An 18,480-nucleotide genomic window follows, 5' to 3' on the forward strand; every position below is an offset into this window, starting at 1 on the left:
CGCGAGTGAGGGATGCGCTTGCTGGTCAGTGATAAGCCCGCCAGAAGAACACGATCGTGGTGACGATCGTCACCAGCAGGGTCCAGCCGCGGATCACCCCCGGCGACAGTCGCTTGCCGAGCAGCGCGCCGAGATAGCCGCCGGCGATCGAGCCGACCATCATCGGCACGCCCAAGGCCCAGCCGACCATCCCCGTCGCGACGAATACCAAGGTCGCCGCGGCATTGGCGGTGGCGAGCATCAGCGTCCGCAGCGCGGCGAGCTCGGCCGGCTCCTTGCCGGTCAGCAGCCCCCACATCGCGGTCAGCATCATGCCGATGCCGCCGCCGAAATAACCGCCGTAGATGCCGAGCAGCGCCTGACCGGCGACCAGCGTGCGCGGCCCCGCGGCGAACCGGCTATGCAGCCAGTCGGCAGCGCGGCGGCCAAGCGCGATCGCGATCGTCGCGGCGAGCAGCAGCCAGGGCACGATCACGTCGAACGCGCTCGGCGGGGTCAGCACCAGCAGCAGGCTGCCCGCCAGGCCGCCGGTGAAGGTGATCGCGGCCAGCGTCCGCACGCCCACCCCCGAGAGCGGCGTCAGACCGTCACGATAGGCCCAGGCACTCGCGATCGCGCCGGGCTCGACCGCGACGTTGCTGGTCGCATTGGCGTGGGTGGAGGGCAGGCCAAGCGCGATCAGCGTCGGCATGGTCGCGAACGAGCCACCGCCGGCGAGCGCGTTCATCGCGCCGCCCACCAGCCCCGCGCCGCCGGCCAGCCCTGCCGCCAGCCACTCAGCCAAGCGCGGCCATCTTCTCCTCGGCCTCGCGGTCCATCTGCGCGCGGCTCTTCTTCTCGGCGGCGGTCTTGAGCTGGCCGCAGGCGGCGTCGATGTCGCGCCCGCGCGGGGTGCGCACCGGTGCCGAGATCCCGCCCTGGAACACGATGTCGGAAAAGGCGCGCACGCGCTCGGGCGTCGAGGTGTCGTAGGTCGCGCCCGGCCAGGGGTTGAACGGGATCAGATTGACCTTGGCGGGCAGCTGATACTTGCGCAGCAGGCGGACGAGCTCGTGCGCCTCGGCGTCCGAATCGTTCTTGTCCTTGAGCATCACATATTCGAACGTGATCCGCCGGGCGTTGTTGGCGCCGGGATAGTCGGCGCAGGCCTGGAGCAGCTCCTCAATCCCGTATTTCTTGTTGAGCGGCACGATCTCGTCGCGCACCTCCTTGGTGACGGCATGAAGCGACACCGCGAGATTGACGCCGATCTCCTCGCCGGCACGTGCCATCATCGGCACCACGCCCGAGGTGGAGAGCGTGATCCGCCGCTTCGACAACGCCAGGCCGTCGCCGTCCATCACCAGCTTCAAGGCGTCGCGCACCGCATCGAAATTGTAGAGCGGCTCGCCCATCCCCATCATCACGATGTTGGTGAGCATCCGGCCCTCGGGCTGCGACGGCCATTCGCCGAGCGCATCGCGCGCGAGCATCACCTGGCCGACGATCTCGCCCGCGGTGAGGTTGCGCACCAACCGCATCGTCCCGGTGTGGCAGAAGCGGCAGTTGAGCGTGCAGCCGACCTGGCTCGACACGCACAAGGTTCCGCGATCGGCGTCGGGGATGAACACCGCCTCATAGTCCTGCCCGTCGGGCGAGCGCAGCAGCCACTTGCGGGTGCCGTCGGTGGAAACCTGCGCCTCGATCACCTCGGGACGGCCGATCACGAACCGCTGCTCCAGCCACGGGTGCATGGTCTTGGAGATGTCGCTCATCGACGCGAACTCGGTGGCGCCGCGGTTGTAGAGCCAATGCCAGATCTGCTTGGCGCGCAATTTAGCCTGTTTCAGCTCCATGCCGCCATCGAGCAGCGCCTGGCGCAGCTGGTCCTTGGTCAGCCCGATCAGGTCGACCCGTCCGTCCTCGCGCAGGCTTGGCGCCCGCGGAACGGGCACGGGATCGATGTGCCCGGGGATGGGCATCGGCGGCGTCGACACTGTGAGCATCGCGGCCATATAGCAGAGATCGGCAAAAATTCCATCCCGTCGCCACATCCGTCATGCCAGCGGACTTTGGCCTCTCAGGCGCCAGCGCGCACCGGACCCCCTCGCTGCGGTGACGGATCGCTAATGCCCCACGCACGCCAACGCCGCGGCGTCGATTGCGGTCGCCGCACCGGCAAGCGCGTAGACATCGGCGAACGGCCGTCCGCCTGCGGCCACCGCCTCGATGCTCATGCTCCGGCCCGATCGCAACACGGCGACCAGCGCGCGATCGCTCGGCGCATCGGCGGCCCAGGCATCGCGGCTGTTGGCGACCAGCTCGAACCGCCGCTCGCCGACCGTCAGCGTGACACCGGCGGCACGATCGCGCTCGCGGCTGAGGCGGATGTGGAGCGATTCGCGCAGCCCCCGCTCGGGCCAGGTGGCGATGCTGGCAAAGCCGGTGCTGCGCCCGCCCGCCGCGATCGGCCGCGCGATCGCAAAGCAGCGGTGCGGCGTCGCATCGCGAAACGCACCCCAGCCTTGATACACGCCGATCGTGTCGCGTGACGCCGCCGGCGCGACGGCGGCCAGCAGCAGCGCCAGCGCCGCTCTCATGCCGGGGCGTGGCCGGTGCCGCGATGCACCAGCTGCTCGCTGCCGTGCTCGATCATCACCAGCGATCCCTGCGGCAGGCTCGAGGCGATCGGTGCGGCGAACGCCGGATGCGGTGCGGCGCGAGTCATGACCCCGCGCAGCACCCGGCTGGAGATGCCATGCATGATCACCAGCCGGTCGCCATCAAGATGATCGGTATCGGCCAGCCAGGCCGCCGTGCGCGCGGCGATCTCGCCATAGGTCTCGCCGTCGGGCGCGGGGGTGAGCAGTCCGCCGGGTACCACCACCGGCCCGACCTCGGCGGCGAGCTCGGCATAATAGCGGCCGCCCCAGCTGCCCATGTCAATCTCGACCAGTCGCGGGTCGGTGCGCGCGCCATGCCAGTCGAGCCCGAGATGCTCGGCGATGATCGCGAGCGTCTGCAGCGCGCGGCCGGTCGGCGACGCCCATAGCGTCAGCGCGGGCCTGGCGCCGAGCAGGTTGCGCATCGCCCGCCCGATCTCGTCCGCCTGGGCAAAGCCGGCGCGGGTCAGCGGGGTGTGGGGATGATCGCCCTGCAGCCGGCCGGCGGCATTGAACACCGTCTCGCCGTGCCGGGCGATGAAGTCGCGGCCGCGGCGATCCTGGGGGCGGGTAGGGGCCAGCGGCGGGTGGTCCATGGCCCGGCGGTTTCAACCCCCTGTGGCGTAAAAGCAACGCTTTTCCGTGTTTAGCTGAGGTTCATGCAACCGGCCGCGGACACGCCCATTTAGCCGATCTCCCCTGTGTTCGGGAGGCGTAACCAATGGAGTTCTTGTATGCGTAAGCTTTCCGTGGCCGTTTTGCTGGCCGCTTCCGCCCTCGCCGCCACGCCGGCGCTCGCCCAGTCCACCAACCCCACCTTCACCGGCCCGCGCGTCGAGGGCACGATCGGCTGGGATCACCTCGTCGCCGGCAGCAGCGAGGACAATGACAACGGCCGCAACGACCAGAAGACCGATGGCTTCCTGTACGGCGGCGGCGTCGGCTATGACGTCGCGGTCGGTGGCGTCGTGCTCGGTGCCGAGGGCGAGATCACCGGCTCGACCGCCAAGAGCAGCCGCAACGACTATACCGAAGACTTCGGCTACGGCCGCGTCAAGGCGGGTCGCGACCTCTATGTCGGCGCCCGCGCCGGCGTGATCGTCACGCCCAACACGCTGCTCTACGTCAAGGGCGGCTATACCAACGCCAAGCTCAACGTGCTCGCGGGCAACACCGACACCACCACCGACAATTCGTTCAAGCTCGATGGCTGGCGCGTCGGCGCGGGCGTCGAGCGCGCATTCAGCGGCCACACCTACGGCAAGCTCGAATATCGCTATTCGAACTACGAGAAGGGCAAGATCGATTACGCCGACGGCGCCACCAGCAGCCGCTTCGACGTCGACACCGATCGCCACCAGATCGTCGCCAGCTACGGCATCAGGTTCTGAGCCGCCGTTAACGCGGCGTTTACCGGAATCGGGAGAGGGGTCGGGGCGCTTGCTCCGACCCCTTCTTCATGGGTAGGAACAAGGGCGATTACGCCCCGGACTCGGGGGTTGGGGGATATTGATGAAGGCGACCATCGAACGCGCGACACTCCTCAAGGGGCTGAGCCACGTCCAGTCCGTGGTGGAGCGGCGCAACACCATCCCGATCCTGTCCAACGTGCTGCTCGAGGCGACCGCCGAGGGCCAGCTGCGGCTGATGGCGACCGATCTCGATCTGCAGATCAACGAATCGATCCTCGCCGCGGTCGACCAGGCGGGCTCGACCACGGTGTCGGCGCACACGCTGTTCGATATCGCGCGCAAGCTGCCCGATGGCAGCCAGGTCCAGCTCACCGCCGCGGAAGGGCGGATGACGATCGTCGCCGGCCGCGCCCGCTTCTCGCTCGGCACGCTGCCGCGTGACGATTTCCCGGTGATCGCCGAGGGTGAGCTGCCGACGCAGTTCGAGCTCCCCGCCGAGACGCTCAAGCAAATCATCGACAAGACGCGCTTCGCCATCTCCACCGAGGAGACGCGTTATTATCTCAACGGCATCTTCCTCCATGTCGCCGAGGATGGTCCCGAGCCGGTGCTCAAGGCCGCGGCCACCGACGGCCATCGCCTTGCCCGCGTCACCCTGCCGCGGCCGTCGGGCGCCGAGACGATGCCCGACGTGATCGTGCCGCGCAAATGCGTCGCCGAACTGCGCAAGCTGCTCGACGAGGTCGATGGCTCGGTCGGCGTGTCGCTGTCGGGCACTAAGATCCGCTTCGATCTCGGCCAGGCGATCCTCACCTCGAAGCTGATCGACGGCACCTTCCCCGATTACAGCCGCGTGATCCCGACTGGGAACGACAAGATCCTGAAGCTCGATCCGCGCAGCTTCGAGGAGGGCGTCGACCGCGTCTCGACCATCGCCACCGAAAAGACCCGCGCGGTCAAGATGGCGCTCGATCGCGACAAGATCACGCTGTCGGTGACGAGCCCCGAAAACGGCACCGCCGCCGAGGAAGTGCCGGGCGAATATACCTCGATGCCGTTCGAGATCGGCTTCAACAGCCGCTATCTGCTCGACATCCTCGGCCAGATCGACAGCGACACCGTCGAGGTCCACCTCGCCGATGCCGCCGCGCCGACGCTGATCCGCGAGAACGACAAGGCGCCGGCACTCTACGTGCTGATGCCGATGCGCGTCTGATGTCTCCTCGTCATCCCGGCAACAGCCGGGGTGACGCAGGGTGTCATGAGCATCTGCAAGATTCGCGCGCGCAACCCGTTCTCATCCTGCTAGGCGAACAGCGATGCTGTCGCGCCTCGTCCTCACCGACTTTCGCAACCACCCCGGCCTGGTGCTGGCGCCGGACCGCGGCTTCGTGGTGCTCACCGGCGAGAATGGCGCGGGCAAGACCAACATCCTTGAAGCGGTATCGCTGCTCGCCCCCGGCCGCGGGCTCCGCCGCGCCGCATTGTCGGACATGGCGCGCCAGGACGGCCCCGGCGGCTTCGGCGTCGCCGCGACGCTCGCGGTTGGCGACGATCCGGTCGAGCTGGCGACCGGCACGCTTGCCGCCAGCCCCGAGCGGCGGCAGGTCCGCATCCAGGGCGCCACCACCACCGCCAATGCGCTGGCCGAATGGCTCACCGTGCTGTGGCTGACCCCGGCGATGGACCGGTTGTTCGTCGAACCCGCCGGCGAGCGCCGCCGCTTCCTCGATCGGCTGACCCTCGCGCTTGATCCCGGCCACGCCCGCCATGCCGCGCGCTACGAGGCGGCGATGCGCGCGCGCAATCGCCTGCTCGCGCAGGACGAGCCTGCCGACCCCGATTGGCTTGCAGCGCTCGAGGCGCAGATGGCGGACCATGGTGCCGCCGTGGCGTCGGCGCGGCAGGCCGCGGTGGATCTGCTCGGCGCCCAGCTGGCCGAACAGCCTGAAGGGCCGTTCGCGCGTGCCGGGCTGGCGCTGCACGGCTGGGCGGGGGAGGCGGGGCAGCTCGCCGTCGAGCTGCGCCAAGGCCGCGCGCGCGATGCCGCCGCGGGCCGTACCCTGGTGGGGCCGCATCGCGCCGACCTCGCGGTGACCCACCTCGGCAAGCGGCAGCCGGCGGCGCTGGCGTCGACCGGCGAGCAGAAGGCGCTGCTGCTCGGCATCGTCCTCGCCCATGCCGAACTGGTCGCCGCCAGGATCGGCCGTGCGCCGATCCTGCTGCTCGACGAGGTCGCCGCCCATCTCGATCCGGCGCGCCGCGCCGCCCTGTTTGCCCGGCTCGCCGGCCACGAGCAGGTATGGATCACCGGCACCGAGGAAGCGCTGTTCGCCGAGGTCGGCGCCGGCGCGACCCGGGTCGCGCTCGGCTGAACCGCGGCTGTCGGCGGTGGTCACGGATCGTTCACGGCGCCGACGGCATTGACGCCGGCCGGGGCGGGCGATGGAGGACAATCAATGACCAAGACCGTGTTCAAGCCGATGCTGATCGCCGCCGCCACGCTGGCCGCCGGTCTCGCCGGCAGCGCCCAGGCCCAGGATCACCGCGGTCATGACCGGGTCGTCGTGGTCGAGCGGCGCACCGTCGTCGAGGATAACGGCTGGGATCGCCGCGGCATGCACGACTATGGCTTTCGCCAGACCCCGCGCGGCGCGATGCTGACCCTGTCCGAAGACGTGCTGTTCGCCACCGACAGCGACGTGCTCCGCCCCGGTGCGGTCAATCGGCTGCGCCCGCTCGCCGGCTATCTGCGCCACAATCCCGGTGTTCGCGTCGCGATCGACGGTTTTACCGATTCGCGCGGATCCGACGCCCATAACCAGGATTTGTCCGAGCGCCGCGCCGCTAGCGTGCGCAGCGCGCTCGATGCGATGGGCGTGACGCGGGCGCGGTTCATCGTCGCCGGCCATGGCGAGCGCAGCCCGGTCGCGACCAACAATACCCCCGCCGGGATGCGCCAGAACCGCCGCGTCGAGGTGACATTGCTCGGCCGCCGTGCCGCCGAATTCGCGGGCTGACGGATAGGCAGGCCACCCTCACCCTCCACGCAGGGGGCGGGGGTGGCCCCGCACCCCATTTTCCTTCCGTTTCGCGGGCGAAATGCCTATATGCTGGGCATGGCAACAGACCCGCAGAATTCCGACGCCGAGCAGCCCTCGGCGCCCAACGCCAACGAATATGGCGCTTCCTCGATCAAGGTGCTCAAGGGGCTCGACGCGGTACGCAAGCGTCCGGGCATGTACATCGGCGATACCGACGATGGTTCGGGCCTCCACCACATGGTGTTCGAGGTCAGCGACAATGCGATCGACGAGGCGCTGGCGGGTCACTGCGACCGCATCGACATCCAGCTCAATCCCGATGGCTCGGTGTCGGTGACCGACAACGGCCGCGGCATTCCCACCGGCATCCACCCCGAGGAAGGCGTCTCGGCGGCCGAGGTCATCATGACCCAGCTTCACGCCGGCGGTAAGTTCGAGAATACCTCGGACGACAACGCCTATAAGGTGTCGGGCGGCCTCCACGGTGTCGGCGTCTCGGTGGTCAACGCGCTGTCCGAGCATCTCGATCTCACTATCTGGCGCGACGGCGAAGAGCATTACATGCGCTTCATCCACGGCGATGCCGCGGCACCGCTCAAGGTGGTCGGCCCCGCGACCGAGGGCCAGAAGGGCACCCGCGTCACCTTCCTGCCGAGTCCGGCGACGTTCAAGATCACCGAGTTCGACTTCGACAAGCTCGAGCATCGCTACCGCGAGCTCGCCTTCCTCAACTCGGGCGTGCGCCTGTTCCTCACCGACGCGCGGCACGAGGACAGCAAGACGGTGGAGCTCTATTACGAGGGCGGGATCGCCGCCTTCGTCAAATACCTCGATCGCGCCAAGACCCCGCTGATGCCCGAGCCGGTGGCGATCAGCGGCACCCGCGACGATGTGACGATCGATGTCGCGCTCGAGTGGAACGACTCCTATTACGAGAACGTCCTCGCGTTCACCAACAACATCCCCCAGCGCGACGGCGGCACCCATCTCGCCGCGTTCCGCGCCGCGCTGACCCGCACGCTCAACAATTATGCGGAAAAGTCGGGGCTGCTGAAGAAGGAGAAGGTCACCCTCACCGGTGACGACATGCGCGAGGGCCTCACCGCGATCGTCTCGGTCAAGCTGCCCGATCCCAAGTTCAGCTCGCAGACCAAGGACAAGCTTGTCTCGTCCGAGGTGCGCCAGCCGCTCGAATCGCTGATGGCCGACAAGATGGCCGCCTGGCTCGAGGAGAATCCCGCGCACGGCCGGTCGATCGTCGGCAAGATCATCGACGCCGCGGCGGCGCGCGAGGCTGCCAAGCGTGCCCGCGAGCTCACCCGCCGCAAGGGGGTGATGGACATCGCCTCGCTGCCCGGCAAGCTCGCCGACTGCCAGGAAAAGGACCCGGCCAAGTCCGAGCTGTTCCTGGTCGAGGGTGACTCCGCCGGCGGCTCGGCCAAGCAGGGCCGCGATCGCCACTTCCAGGCGATCCTGCCGCTGCGCGGCAAGATCCTCAACACCGAGCGCGCGCGCTTCGACCGGATGATCGCCAGCCGCGAGATCGGCACGCTGATCCAGGCGATGGGCACCAGCATCGGCCGCGACGAGTTCAACGCCGACAAGCTGCGCTACCACAAGATCGTGATCATGACCGACGCCGACGTCGACGGCGCACACATCCGCACGCTGCTGCTCACCTTCTTCTATCGGCAGATGCCCGAGCTGATCGCGCGCGGTCATCTCTTCATCGCGCAGCCGCCGTTGTACAAGGCGACCCGCGGGCGTTCGGAGGTCTATCTCAAGGACGATGCCGCGCTCGACGATTATCTGGTCGATGCCGGCGTCGGCTCGATGGTGTTCGAGGCGCCGTCGGGGCCGCGCTCGGGCGCGGATCTCAAGCATCTTGCCGATCATGCCCGGCGCATGCGCTCGCTGATGCGTTACGTGCCGCGGCGCTACGATCCGGCGATCATCGAGGTGCTGGCGCTGGGCGGCGCGCTCGACCCCACCTTCACCCGCGAGCAGCGGCAGGCGACCGTCGCCGAGGTCACGCGCCGGCTCGATTCGGGTGACGACGATGCGACCTGGTCCGCCCGGCTGACCGAGGATGGCGGCATCCACTTCGAGCGGCTGTGGCGCGGCGTCACCGATCACCACATCATCGAGGCGACCTTCCTCGCCAGCGCCGAGGCACGCAAGCTCCACACGCTCTCGGCCGAGCAGGCGGAAAGCTTCGTTCAGGCGGGCAAGCTGGTGCCGCTGAAGGGCATGGCCGCCGCGCCGCTGCCCGAGGACGTCACCCCAACCGACGAGGAAGGCAATACCACCACGATCGCCCGCGGCGAGACGCTGGTGGCGCGGCCGTCGCAGCTGCTCGACGCGATCCTTGCCGCGGGGCGCAAGGGCCTCGCGATCCAGCGCTACAAGGGTCTGGGCGAGATGAACGCCGATCAGCTGTGGGAAACCACGCTCGATCCCTCCAACCGCACCATGCTCCGCGTCACTTCCGACGACGTGTCGGCGGCAGACATGATCTTCACCCAGCTGATGGGCGAAGTGGTCGAGCCGCGGCGTGAGTTCATCCAGGACAATGCGCTCAACGTCGCGAACCTGGACGTCTGACCGTTACGGCGCGGGAGGGGGGCTGCCGCCCTCCCGCGCCGTCCGCTTGGCCGAGCCGTCGCGCAACGCCCAGCGCAGCACCGTGCCGATTCCGGCCACCCCCGCCCGCACCGCCGGCCGCCCGAACGACGGCCGGTCCAGCCCGTGCATCCGCGCCGCCCAGCCGGGCAGCAGATCGATCCCGCCTTCCATCAGCACCTTCTGCGCCGGCGCCATCGCCAGGCTCGCCGGCTGCTGCCCGATCAGCGCCCGTGACACCTCGCGGGTGTGGTGATCGGCGCGCAGTTGCGGCCGCACCGCCTCGATATAGGCGTCGAGCGCCGCGCGGCTCTGGGGCACGTCGGTGGCGCCGAGCCGCTCGGCGATGGTCGCATATTCGCGCAGATAGCGGTCCTGCTCGGCGGGCGGCAGCGCCGGATCACGATAGCGCCGGTAGGCGGCAAGGAAGGACGATACTTCGGCGACATGCACCCAGGTCAGCAACGCCGGATCGTTGGCGCTGTAGGGCGTGCCGTCCGGCAGCGTTCCCGCCACCGCGTCGTGGATCCGCCGCACCCGCGCGATCAGCCCCTCGGCGGTGGCGGTGGCGCCATAAGTGGTGCCCGAGATGAACTGTGCGGTCCGCTTCAACCGCCCGAGCATGTCGCGCCGGAAGTTGGAATGATCCCATACCCCGGCAAGCGCGCCGGGATGGAGCATCTGCAGCAGCAATGCCGAGACGCCACCGGCCATCATCGCGGTGAAATCGCCGTGGATCTTCCACGCCGCCGATTCCGGGCCGAACAGCCCGTCGTCGCCGGGCGGCCGGGTCAGGTCGACGCCGCCGTCGCCGAAGCCGACCAGCCGGTGCACCTGGCTCTGGATCGTGTCACGCAAATCGCTCATGCTTCCCACCTAGTGTTTCCTGGAGGGGAAACCAGCGACGGGAGAGCAAGCATGCGCATGATCGGAATGATGGCAGTGGCAGCGGCGGCGATCGCCACGGCAGGCATGGCGCAATCGCGCCCGGCGGTGAGTCCCGCAATCACCAAGGCACTGGCCGATCCGGCGCGAGCCGACCAGCAGGGTGACGACGCCCGGCGCCAGGCCGCCGCGGTGCTTGCCTTCTCGGGCGTCAAGCCGGGCGACACGGTGATCGATTACCTGCCGGGTGCAGGCTATTGGACGCGGATCTTCACCGGCGTCGTCGGCGCCAAGGGGCATGTCTACGCGCTATGGCCTGCCTCGGGCGGCAAATATGCCGACAAGGCGCTGCCGGCGCTGCGCGGCCGCGGCTTCGCCAATCTCACCGCCGAGGTCCAGGCAACCGACCTGCCGACCGCGCCCGTGCCGGTCGACCTGTTCTGGACCGTCCAGAACTATCACGACATCCCCAATGGCGGCGGTGGCGAGCCGGCGCTGCGCGCGTTCAACGCCGCGGTGTTCAAGCTGCTCAAAAAGGGCGGCACCTATGTGGTGATCGACCATGCCGATGCGGCAGGCCGTGGCCTTGCCAACACCGCGACTACCCATCGCATCGATCCTGCCGCGGTCCGGCAGCAGGTGGAAAGCGCCGGCTTCCGCTTCGTCGGCGAATCGCCGGTGCTGCGCAACGCGGCGGACGACCACAGCCAGAAGGTGTTCGATCCCGCGATCCGCGGCCGCACCGATCAGTTTGTCTACAAGTTCCGCAAGCCGTAAGCGGCGCGCCTGGGCTTCTGCGTCGGCAGGAGCCCAGGACCACGAGCCACGGTCACCGTTGATGCCTAGTGCATTGCCGCGCGCAGCACGGCGCGGCAGCCCTGCGCCCGCGGCTCATATTCGACGATGCTCTGCAGGCTCTGCGCCATTGCCCGGATCAGCTTGGTGCCAAGCCCGGTGCCCTTGGGGCTGGCATCGACGACAATGCCGCAGCCATCGTCCTCGACCACCAGCAGGAACACGTCGCCATCCTCGCGGCGCAGCGCGACCCGCACCTCGCCGGCGCTGTTCGGATAGGCATATTTGCACGCGTTGGTGACGAGTTCGGTGACGATCACGCCGAGCGACACTGCCTTGTCGGTCGACAGCCGGATCGGGTCCGCGACCAGCCGCAACGCGTGCGGCGCCGAATCACTCGACAGTGTCTCGGCGAGTTCGTCGACCAGCGAGCCGAGATATTCCTGCATGTCGACGCTCTCGACGTCATTGGCCGAATAGAGCCGACGGTGAACCTGCGCGATCGCCCCGATCCGCCGCTGGGTGTCGTCGAGCGCCGCCCGCGCGGTCGGGTCGCCGAGCGCGCTCGCCTGCAGCCGCACCATCGCCGACACCAGCTGCAGCGAGTTGGCGACGCGGTGATTGACCTCGCCGAGCAGCGCCTCGAGCCGGGCGTTGCTGGCGCGCAGGTCCGCCTCCACCGCCGCCTTGCCATGTTCCAGCGCCGCGCGGGTGCGAACCTGTTCGAAGGTCGCGGCAAGCAGGTCGAAGAAGTCCTCGCCCACCGTCTTGACCACATAGTCGGCCGCGCCCGCCTTGAGCGCGGCGACTGCGATGCGGCCTTCTTCCGAGCCGGTGACATAGACCACCGGCGGCGTGTCGCCCTGTTCGTGCAGCCGTTCCAGCGTCTCGAGGCCGTCCATGCCCGGCATGTAATGGTCGACCGCGATCAGCTCGAACCGCTCGGCGGCGGCCGCCGCCACGCCGTCGCTGCCGCTTTCGGCCAGCGTCACCCGATAGCCGCGCCGCTCCAGCGCGCGCTTCGCCAGCCGGCGAATGCCCGCATCGTCATCGATGTAGAGGACGCTGGGAAGAGGCGCGGCGGTGTCGCTCACTGATCCTCGACTTCGGGCACCTGGATCACCGACAGGAATAGGCCGAGCTGGCGGATCGCCTGGGCGAAGCTTTCGTAATTGACCGGCTTGGTGATGTAGACGTTGCAGCCGAGATCGTAGCAGCGCTGGATCTCCACCTTGTCGTCGGTGGTGGTCAGCACCACGACGGGGGTGCGCTTGAGCGGGCTGCCCTCTGCCTTGATCCGGGTGAGGATGTCGGTGCCGCTCATGTCGGGTAGGTTGAGATCGAGCAGCACCAGCGCCGGGCCGTTCTTGGCGGGGCCGTCGGGCGCATCGAACAGGAATTCGAGCGCCTGGGTGCCATCGGTGAAATGCTTGATGTCGTTGAGGATGCCGGCGCGGCGGATGTTCTTCTCGATGAGGCGCGCATGGCCCTCATCGTCCTCGATCATCACGATGCCGACGGTTTGATGAGCGTTCATGATCGTTTTTCCTGCACTTCGAATTGCTTGGGAAGATTGACCCGGAAGGTGGAGCCTTCGCCGAGTTGCGACTCGACGTCGATGGTGCCGCCGAGGCGATAGGCCAGCGCGCGGACATGGGCGAGGCCGATGCCTTCGCCCGGCTGGTCCTGCTGGCCGGAGCGGCGGAACAGATCGAAAATGCGCTCATGGTCGCGCGGATCGATGCCGCGGCCATTGTCGGTGACCGCCAGGATCACCCGGCCGCGCGTCTCCTCGCCCGAGATGTGGATTGCGCCGGCGCGCCCCGGCTTGAGATATTTGGTCGCATTCTCGATCAGGTTGGAGAGGATCTGCTCGAGCGCGACGCGATCGGTGGTCAGCGTCGGCAGCGGCCGCGCGATGGTGAGGGTCACGCCGCGGTCGTCGAGCACATGCTGCATCGATCCGGCGATCGCCTCGACGATGGCGTCGGTCGCCAGCGGCTCGGGCGTGATCACGCGGCGGCCCTCGCGCGACAGCTTGAGGATGGCGTTGATCAGCCGGTCCATCTTCTGGGTGGAGGTGCGGATGAAGCCGATCGCCTCGGGCAGATCCTCGCGCGCCGCCAGCCGCGCCTCGTCGGTGACGATCTCGGGACATTGCGCCTCGGCGCGGTCGACCAGTTCGGCGAGTGGCGCGGTCGCGGCTTCGAGCTCGGCGGTGAAGCCCATCACATTGACCAGCGGCGAGCGCAGATCGTGGCTGACGATATAGGCGAAGCGCTGGATCTCTTCATTGGCACGCGAGAGATCGGCGGTGCGCTCGGCGACGCTTGCCTCGAGCCGCTCGTTGAAGCTGCGCAGGCGGTCCCGCGACGCCGTGAGGTTCGCCGTGTACCGGCGCACCGTGACAAACGAGGCGAGCGCGACCAGCAGCAGCAGCGCCGCCGCGATCAAGAGGATCGTATAGAAGGCCTTGATGCTAAGCCGCTGGGCATCGTCGCGGATCGTCAGCAGCCGGCGTTCCTCGTCCGCCATTCCGGTGAAGCGCTGGCGGATTGCTGTCAGCCGCCGCACGCTGGCTTCCTTGGCGAACAGGCCATCGGCGGCAGGAGTGAGGCCGGCATCGACCAGGGTGATCGTCCGGTTACGCTGGGTGAGCAGCGCGCCGATCGAGCGGCGCAGCGCGCTCATATTCGCGATCTGGCGGGGGTTGTCCTCGGTTAGCGTCGAGATTCGATCAAGCGCCGGGCCGAGTGCCGACTGCGCACGGCTATAAGCGGTGCGATAAGCAGGGTCGGCGGTGAGCAGATAGCCGCGCCGCGACGCCTCGCCCTGCTCCACCAGCCGCTGCGCATTGGCGACCGCGACCTCCACCTCATAGGTGTGGCTGACCCAGCGGCTATGGTCCTGGTTCTGCCCGGTCACCCAGGCGGCGGCGATGCCCGCCACCACCAATGCGGCGAAGCCCAGAACCATGAACGACACCAGCACGCGGCTGAAGCGCTCTTCGGAGACGACGAAGTGGTTCCTGACGGTACGCAGCACGAAGGGCGCTTTAGGACAGGATTGGACAACTGGCCAGTGTTGCTGCCTAAACCTCTATAGAAGCAGGTCCTGGGCTCCCGCCTTGCCGACGCTGCCGCCGCCGCGCCGCCGGTCCATCTCGTGATTGGCGGTAAAGCGGATGTCGGGATCGCGATCGGTGAGGAAGCCCATCAGCGTCTCATGATCGAGCTCGCGCCATTCCTTGCCGCGATCCGGGCCGTAGCGCACCCGCGGGATCAGCCCGGGATCTCGTGACCATTCGATCAGCTGCGGCAGCCCCGCCTCGTTGAGCTGGTCGCGCAGGTGGAAGGCGGTGACATAGGCGTCGGGGAACGCCCGGTGCGCCGGCAGGCCGCGCTGCTGGTCGATCCCCTCGGGCCGCCGCCAGTAGCGCAGCACCTGGTTGGAGAAGCTCGGGCTGCCCGGCCACATCCGCAGCGCGCATTTCCACGTGCAGATCCACTCGGCGCCATGGGTCAGCGCCGCGGTGCAGAATTGCTGCTCGAAATCCGCCCGATGCGCGGCAAGCGCGACGCGGCGCGGGTAGGGGTCGAGCACGCGGCGCGCGACGTCATGCCACCACGGTGCCTCGGCGACGTCCTCGTCGGAGATATGGTGGATCGCCTGGGTGACCGGCGGGATCGCGCGACCGGGATTGACCAGGATCGATCCGCCGTCCCCCTCCAGCTCCCAGCGGCCATCGGCCTGCAGCGCGACATCCTGCCAGCCGATCTCGCACACGCCGTGCGCGGGCGGCGCGCTGCCGGTGGTTTCGAGGTCGATGACGCGGACGATCTGGGGCGTGGGCCGGGTGGGAGAGCGCATTGCACTCCAGATGGGGCATGAGAGGCGTTTACGCCAGCCCGGGCGCGATCACCGCAGGTACGGATCCTCGGCGTCCGTATCGAGCTCGCGCACCCCACGGCGCTGGCGGGCGCGGTCGACCAGCTTGCGGATCCCCTCGCGGCGCTCGCGCGCGGCGGGCACGTCGCGCAGCACGAAGGCGCGGTGGCCGGTGGTGCGATCGGACGAGGTGATGGTGATGGTGCCGAGATCGGTGAGCTGGTTGATCAGCGAGTAATCGACGCGGACGTCCTTGATCCGATACAGCTCGATCTCGTCGATCGATTTCATGATCAGCCCGCGCTTCACGATCAGCCGCTGGTCGGTGATCTCATAGGATGAGGCGACGTTCTGCAACCAGCGGATCGCGACGATCACCAGCCCGACGCCGACCAGGCATAGGAGCAGCGTGCCCCAGCCGGCGAAGCTGCCGAGCAGCCAGCGCCCGGTGCTCGCGCGGAAGCTGTCGACATCGCGCTCGGCTGTGTAAGTCCCCACCATGGGCGCAACCTATTCGCCGGCCGGCCGCTGTCAATCGCGGCTGATGCCGGAGGCGGCGAGTTGCGCATCGAGCCCTGCGAGCAACCGCTCGAGCGCGGCCGCGTCGCTGGCCTCGGCGCGCGCGGTGAGCAGGTCCTGGGTGTTGGAGGCGCGCAGCAGCCACCAGCCGTCCGCCGTCGTGACGCGCAGGCCGTCGGTGGTGTCGATCGCGGCATCGTCGGCGCGCAGCCGCGCCAGTACCTCATCGATCACCGCTAGCTTGCGGCTCGCCGCGACCGGAAAGCGCAGGTCGGGGGTATTGACCAGCTCGGGCATCGCACTGCGCAAGTCGGTCAGCGACCGGCCCGACAGGTGCACCGCGCGAATCAGCTGCACCGCGGCGTAGAGCGCGTCGTCGAAGCCGTAATAATCGCCGCCGAAGAAGATGTGGCCACTCAGCTCGCCCGCGATCGGCGCGCCGGTCTCAAGCATCTTCTCCTTCATCGGGCTGTGGCCGGTGCGCGCCATGATCGGTCGGCCGCCCAGCGCGGCGATCCGCGCGAACAGATAATCGGAGGATTTGACGTCAGCCACCACCGGGGCGCCGGGCGTAGCGGCGAGCACCGGCTCGACCAGCAGCGCCAGGATCTGGTCGCCCCACAAGGTTCGGCCCTGCGCGTCGACCACCGCGATCCGGTCCGCATCGCCATCAAAGGCTACACCGAAATCGAGCTTTTTGTCCGCGACCAGCCGCTTCAGATCGATCAGATTAACCTCTTCGGCAGGATCGGGATGATGATGGGGAAAATGGCCGTCTACCTCGGCGAACAGCACATGATGCTCACCCGGGAGGAGCTCGATCAGTTTCTCGAGCGCCGGGCCGGCGGCGCCGTTGCCGCAATCCCAACCGATCCGATAAACGCCGCCGGCATGGCCCGCCATCAGCCGGGCGACATAGGCGTCGACCACGTCGATCTCGGTCACGCGGCCGTGCGTGGTGGTGGGAGCCGTGCCGCCGGCCGCGATCGCCGCCAGATCGCGAATGTCGCCGCCGAAAAACGAGCGGTGCTGCAGCACCATCTTGAAGCCATTGTCATCGCGGGGATTGTGGCTGCCGGTTACTTGGATGCCGCCATCCACTTCTAGGCTGGCCTCGACGAAGTAGAGCATCGGCGTCGGCCCGACGCCGATCCGCACCACATCGACCCCGCCGGCGGTCAGCCCGTCGACCAGCGCCGCCTCCAGCGCCGGCGACGACAACCGCCCGTCGCGCCCCACCGCAACGCGGCGTCCTCCCGCCTGTCGCACCCGGCCGGCGAAGGCGAGGCCGACCGCATGGGCATCGGCCGCGAACAACGTCTGCCCGGTGACGCCGCGGATGTCATATTCGCGCAGGATGCTGGGGTGGAAATGATGCGACATCCTGGCTCCTGGGTAATGCGTATGGCGATCGGCGGTAGAGGATCGGCCTTGTGCCGTCATCCCAGCGGACGCTGGGATCTCGTGGAGGAGGGCAGGACCGGAGCCGCGAGAGGCCCCAGCTTTCGCTGGGGTGACGGATTGAAAGATGGACTATGTGGTGGACCGGCGCCGTTGCAGGCGGGCTTCTTGATCGCACCGCCGACACCGCAGCCTCACTCCACCCGGTCGAGCGACTTCAGCAGCAGGTCGCGCGCGGCGTTGACGCGGCGGGCGAGGTCCACCGATCCGCCGCGATCGGGATGGACCTGCGCCGCCAGCCGGCGATGCGCGGCGCGGATCGCCTCGGCATCGGCGCCGCGCTCGACGCCCAGCACCGCGCGCGCCTCGGCGACATCGCCGACCGGCAGACGCTTGGGCTTGCGCAACAATTGCCACACGCCCCAGATCACGACGAGCGCGACGATCCACTTCATCAGGCGGCCACTACCGGTGCCGCCGCCTCGGGCAGCTGCAGCGCCGCCATCATCTCGCGCAACTCCTGGCGGGCGGCGACATGGCCGAGGCCCATCGCGCCGAATTCCTTGGAATCGATCATCGTCAGGCCGGAGGGGAACAGCTCGCGATAGACCACGCGCTCGCCGAGCCCCGGGATGATGCGGAAGCCGACCCGCTTGGCAAGCTGGCCGAGTGCATCGGACACCCGGCGCATGTTGCGCGCCTCGATATGCTGCAGGCGATTGCGGAGCACCACCCAATCGATCTGGGTGCCGTCGGCGCGAGCGCGCTGCTTGCGCGCATCCCAGATCAGCTCCGAATAGAAGGACGGGCGGGTGACGTTGAAGGTCTCTGGGTCAACCTGGCCGATCAGGTCGAAATCGACGAAGCTGTCGTTCATCGGCGTCACCAGCGTGTTGGACAGTGCCGCCGCGGTGCGTGCGAAATAATCGTCGCGGCCGGGGGTGTCGACCACCAGGAAGTCGGTACCGTCGGACAGTTCGGCCCACAGCCGCTCGAACACCGCCTCCGTCTCGCCGTCGTGGGTCGCGTGGATCGGCATCGGCAGCGCGCTGCCGGTGCGCTTGATGGTCGCGGCGCGATTGTCGAGGTAGCGGCCGACGGTGCGCTGGCGATGATCGAGATCGAGGCACGCCACGCGCGATCCCTTGGCGGCGAGCGCGATCGCGACGTGAACCGCCGTGGTCGATTTGCCGGTGCCGCCCTTCTCGTTGGCGAACACAATCACATGAGGCCCTGAGGGCACGGGTCGTTTCCTTGTTGATCGCTGTTCAG

The 18,480-nt window shown here is 68.4% G+C and carries 19 protein-coding genes; 6 read left to right on the forward strand and 13 right to left on the reverse strand.

The window, feature by feature from the left end:
- Window positions 1–25: 25 nt before the first annotated feature.
- From OXR60_RS12785 to OXR60_RS12800, 4 genes are all read right to left on the reverse strand, one after another.
- Window positions 26–784 carry a sulfite exporter TauE/SafE family protein gene (locus OXR60_RS12785; protein WP_267396297.1) on the reverse strand — a complete coding sequence of 253 codons (759 nt, stop codon included), beginning with the start codon at window positions 782–784 and terminating at the stop codon, window positions 26–28.
- Window positions 777–1,985, reverse strand: a complete 1,209-nt coding sequence (gene rlmN, locus OXR60_RS12790) for a 23S rRNA (adenine(2503)-C(2))-methyltransferase RlmN (protein WP_267396376.1) — start codon at window positions 1,983–1,985, stop codon at window positions 777–779. Before rlmN ends, OXR60_RS12785 begins: the two co-directional genes overlap by 8 nt.
- Window positions 1,986–2,105: 120 nt before the next feature.
- Window positions 2,106–2,579: an invasion associated locus B family protein gene (locus OXR60_RS12795; RefSeq protein WP_267396298.1), complete on the reverse strand. Its 474-nt coding sequence runs from the start codon at window positions 2,577–2,579 to the stop codon at window positions 2,106–2,108.
- Entirely contained in the window at window positions 2,576–3,238 is a 663-nt protein-coding gene (locus tag OXR60_RS12800) for a histidine phosphatase family protein (protein ID WP_267396299.1), read from the reverse strand. The genes OXR60_RS12795 and OXR60_RS12800 overlap by 4 nt, the downstream gene beginning before the upstream one ends.
- A gap of 138 nt (window positions 3,239–3,376) precedes the next feature.
- Here OXR60_RS12800 and OXR60_RS12805 point away from each other — a divergent pair, with 138 nt between their 5' ends.
- From OXR60_RS12805 to gyrB, 5 genes are all read left to right on the forward strand, one after another.
- A complete protein-coding gene (locus OXR60_RS12805; protein ID WP_267396300.1) occupies window positions 3,377–4,033 on the forward strand; it encodes an outer membrane beta-barrel protein in 657 nt (218 codons plus the stop codon).
- A 121-nt stretch (window positions 4,034–4,154) separates the two neighbouring features.
- The gene (dnaN, locus tag OXR60_RS12810; protein ID WP_267396301.1) at window positions 4,155–5,270 is read left to right on the forward strand and encodes a DNA polymerase III subunit beta; all 1,116 of its coding nucleotides are present in this window, start codon (window positions 4,155–4,157) and stop codon (window positions 5,268–5,270) included.
- Window positions 5,271–5,373: 103 nt separating this feature from the next.
- Window positions 5,374–6,429 carry a DNA replication/repair protein RecF gene (recF, locus tag OXR60_RS12815; RefSeq protein ID WP_267396302.1) on the forward strand — a complete coding sequence of 352 codons (1,056 nt, stop codon included), beginning with the start codon at window positions 5,374–5,376 and terminating at the stop codon, window positions 6,427–6,429.
- Between the two features lie 84 nt (window positions 6,430–6,513).
- The gene (locus OXR60_RS12820; RefSeq protein WP_267396303.1) at window positions 6,514–7,074 is read left to right on the forward strand and encodes an OmpA family protein; all 561 of its coding nucleotides are present in this window, start codon (window positions 6,514–6,516) and stop codon (window positions 7,072–7,074) included.
- 99 nt (window positions 7,075–7,173) lie between these two features.
- Window positions 7,174–9,702 (forward strand): DNA topoisomerase (ATP-hydrolyzing) subunit B, encoded by a 2,529-nt coding sequence (gyrB, locus tag OXR60_RS12825; RefSeq protein ID WP_267396304.1) that lies wholly within the window; start codon window positions 7,174–7,176, stop codon window positions 9,700–9,702.
- Between the two features lie 3 nt (window positions 9,703–9,705).
- On the opposite strand, the gene OXR60_RS12830 is transcribed toward gyrB, so the two are convergent.
- A complete protein-coding gene (locus OXR60_RS12830) occupies window positions 9,706–10,587 on the reverse strand; it encodes an oxygenase MpaB family protein (protein WP_267396305.1) in 882 nt (293 codons plus the stop codon).
- 51 nt (window positions 10,588–10,638) lie between these two features.
- Here OXR60_RS12830 and OXR60_RS12835 point away from each other — a divergent pair, with 51 nt between their 5' ends.
- On the forward strand, window positions 10,639–11,382 hold the full coding sequence (locus OXR60_RS12835) for a methyltransferase (protein WP_267396306.1): 744 nt from the start codon (window positions 10,639–10,641) through the stop codon (window positions 11,380–11,382).
- 65 nt (window positions 11,383–11,447) lie between these two features.
- Here the strand turns inward: OXR60_RS12835 and OXR60_RS12840 are convergent, their stop codons facing one another.
- From OXR60_RS12840 to OXR60_RS12875, 8 genes are all read right to left on the reverse strand, one after another.
- Window positions 11,448–12,494 carry a response regulator gene (locus OXR60_RS12840; RefSeq protein WP_267396307.1) on the reverse strand — a complete coding sequence of 349 codons (1,047 nt, stop codon included), beginning with the start codon at window positions 12,492–12,494 and terminating at the stop codon, window positions 11,448–11,450.
- On the reverse strand, window positions 12,491–12,937 hold the full coding sequence (locus OXR60_RS12845) for a response regulator (protein WP_267396308.1): 447 nt from the start codon (window positions 12,935–12,937) through the stop codon (window positions 12,491–12,493). The genes OXR60_RS12840 and OXR60_RS12845 overlap by 4 nt, the downstream gene beginning before the upstream one ends.
- Complete coding sequence (locus OXR60_RS12850) at window positions 12,934–14,445, reverse strand: sensor histidine kinase (RefSeq protein ID WP_267396309.1); 1,512 nt, start codon at window positions 14,443–14,445, stop codon at window positions 12,934–12,936. The genes OXR60_RS12845 and OXR60_RS12850 overlap by 4 nt, the downstream gene beginning before the upstream one ends.
- Window positions 14,446–14,499: 54 nt before the next feature.
- A complete protein-coding gene (locus OXR60_RS12855; RefSeq protein ID WP_267396310.1) occupies window positions 14,500–15,270 on the reverse strand; it encodes an exonuclease domain-containing protein in 771 nt (256 codons plus the stop codon).
- Window positions 15,271–15,318: 48 nt separating this feature from the next.
- Window positions 15,319–15,789 carry a PH domain-containing protein gene (locus OXR60_RS12860; protein WP_267396311.1) on the reverse strand — a complete coding sequence of 157 codons (471 nt, stop codon included), beginning with the start codon at window positions 15,787–15,789 and terminating at the stop codon, window positions 15,319–15,321.
- A 30-nt stretch (window positions 15,790–15,819) separates the two neighbouring features.
- Window positions 15,820–17,190 carry a phosphomannomutase/phosphoglucomutase gene (locus OXR60_RS12865; protein ID WP_267396312.1) on the reverse strand — a complete coding sequence of 457 codons (1,371 nt, stop codon included), beginning with the start codon at window positions 17,188–17,190 and terminating at the stop codon, window positions 15,820–15,822.
- 212 nt (window positions 17,191–17,402) lie between these two features.
- Window positions 17,403–17,663, reverse strand: a complete 261-nt coding sequence (locus OXR60_RS12870; RefSeq protein WP_267396313.1) for a DnaJ domain-containing protein — start codon at window positions 17,661–17,663, stop codon at window positions 17,403–17,405.
- Window positions 17,663–18,451, reverse strand: a complete 789-nt coding sequence (locus OXR60_RS12875; RefSeq protein WP_267396314.1) for a division plane positioning ATPase MipZ — start codon at window positions 18,449–18,451, stop codon at window positions 17,663–17,665. Before OXR60_RS12875 ends, OXR60_RS12870 begins: the two co-directional genes overlap by 1 nt.
- Window positions 18,452–18,480 lie beyond the last annotated feature (29 nt).

Source organism: Sphingomonas sp. GC_Shp_5 (genome assembly GCF_026540855.1).
In the GTDB taxonomy this organism is placed as follows: Bacteria; Pseudomonadota; Alphaproteobacteria; order Sphingomonadales; family Sphingomonadaceae; genus Sphingomonas.

Bases quoted from the DNA above. Each gene is read 5' to 3' on its own strand.
- rlmN (WP_267396376.1), bottom strand. From the start codon at position 1,985: ATGCTCACAGTGTCGACGCCGCCGATGCCCATCCCCGGGCACATCGAT.
- OXR60_RS12795 (WP_267396298.1), bottom strand. From the start codon at position 2,579: ATGAGAGCGGCGCTGGCGCTGCTGCTGGCCGCCGTCGCGCCGGCGGCG.
- OXR60_RS12800 (WP_267396299.1), bottom strand. From the start codon at position 3,238: ATGGACCACCCGCCGCTGGCCCCTACCCGCCCCCAGGATCGCCGCGGC.
- OXR60_RS12805 (WP_267396300.1), top strand. From the start codon at position 3,377: ATGCGTAAGCTTTCCGTGGCCGTTTTGCTGGCCGCTTCCGCCCTCGCC.
- dnaN (WP_267396301.1), top strand. From the start codon at position 4,155: ATGAAGGCGACCATCGAACGCGCGACACTCCTCAAGGGGCTGAGCCAC.
- recF (WP_267396302.1), top strand. From the start codon at position 5,374: ATGCTGTCGCGCCTCGTCCTCACCGACTTTCGCAACCACCCCGGCCTG.
- OXR60_RS12820 (WP_267396303.1), top strand. From the start codon at position 6,514: ATGACCAAGACCGTGTTCAAGCCGATGCTGATCGCCGCCGCCACGCTG.
- gyrB (WP_267396304.1), top strand. From the start codon at position 7,174: ATGGCAACAGACCCGCAGAATTCCGACGCCGAGCAGCCCTCGGCGCCC.
- OXR60_RS12830 (WP_267396305.1), bottom strand. From the start codon at position 10,587: ATGAGCGATTTGCGTGACACGATCCAGAGCCAGGTGCACCGGCTGGTC.
- OXR60_RS12835 (WP_267396306.1), top strand. From the start codon at position 10,639: ATGCGCATGATCGGAATGATGGCAGTGGCAGCGGCGGCGATCGCCACG.
- OXR60_RS12845 (WP_267396308.1), bottom strand. From the start codon at position 12,937: ATGAACGCTCATCAAACCGTCGGCATCGTGATGATCGAGGACGATGAG.
- OXR60_RS12855 (WP_267396310.1), bottom strand. From the start codon at position 15,270: ATGCGCTCTCCCACCCGGCCCACGCCCCAGATCGTCCGCGTCATCGAC.
- OXR60_RS12860 (WP_267396311.1), bottom strand. From the start codon at position 15,789: ATGGTGGGGACTTACACAGCCGAGCGCGATGTCGACAGCTTCCGCGCG.
- OXR60_RS12865 (WP_267396312.1), bottom strand. From the start codon at position 17,190: ATGTCGCATCATTTCCACCCCAGCATCCTGCGCGAATATGACATCCGC.
- OXR60_RS12870 (WP_267396313.1), bottom strand. From the start codon at position 17,663: ATGAAGTGGATCGTCGCGCTCGTCGTGATCTGGGGCGTGTGGCAATTG.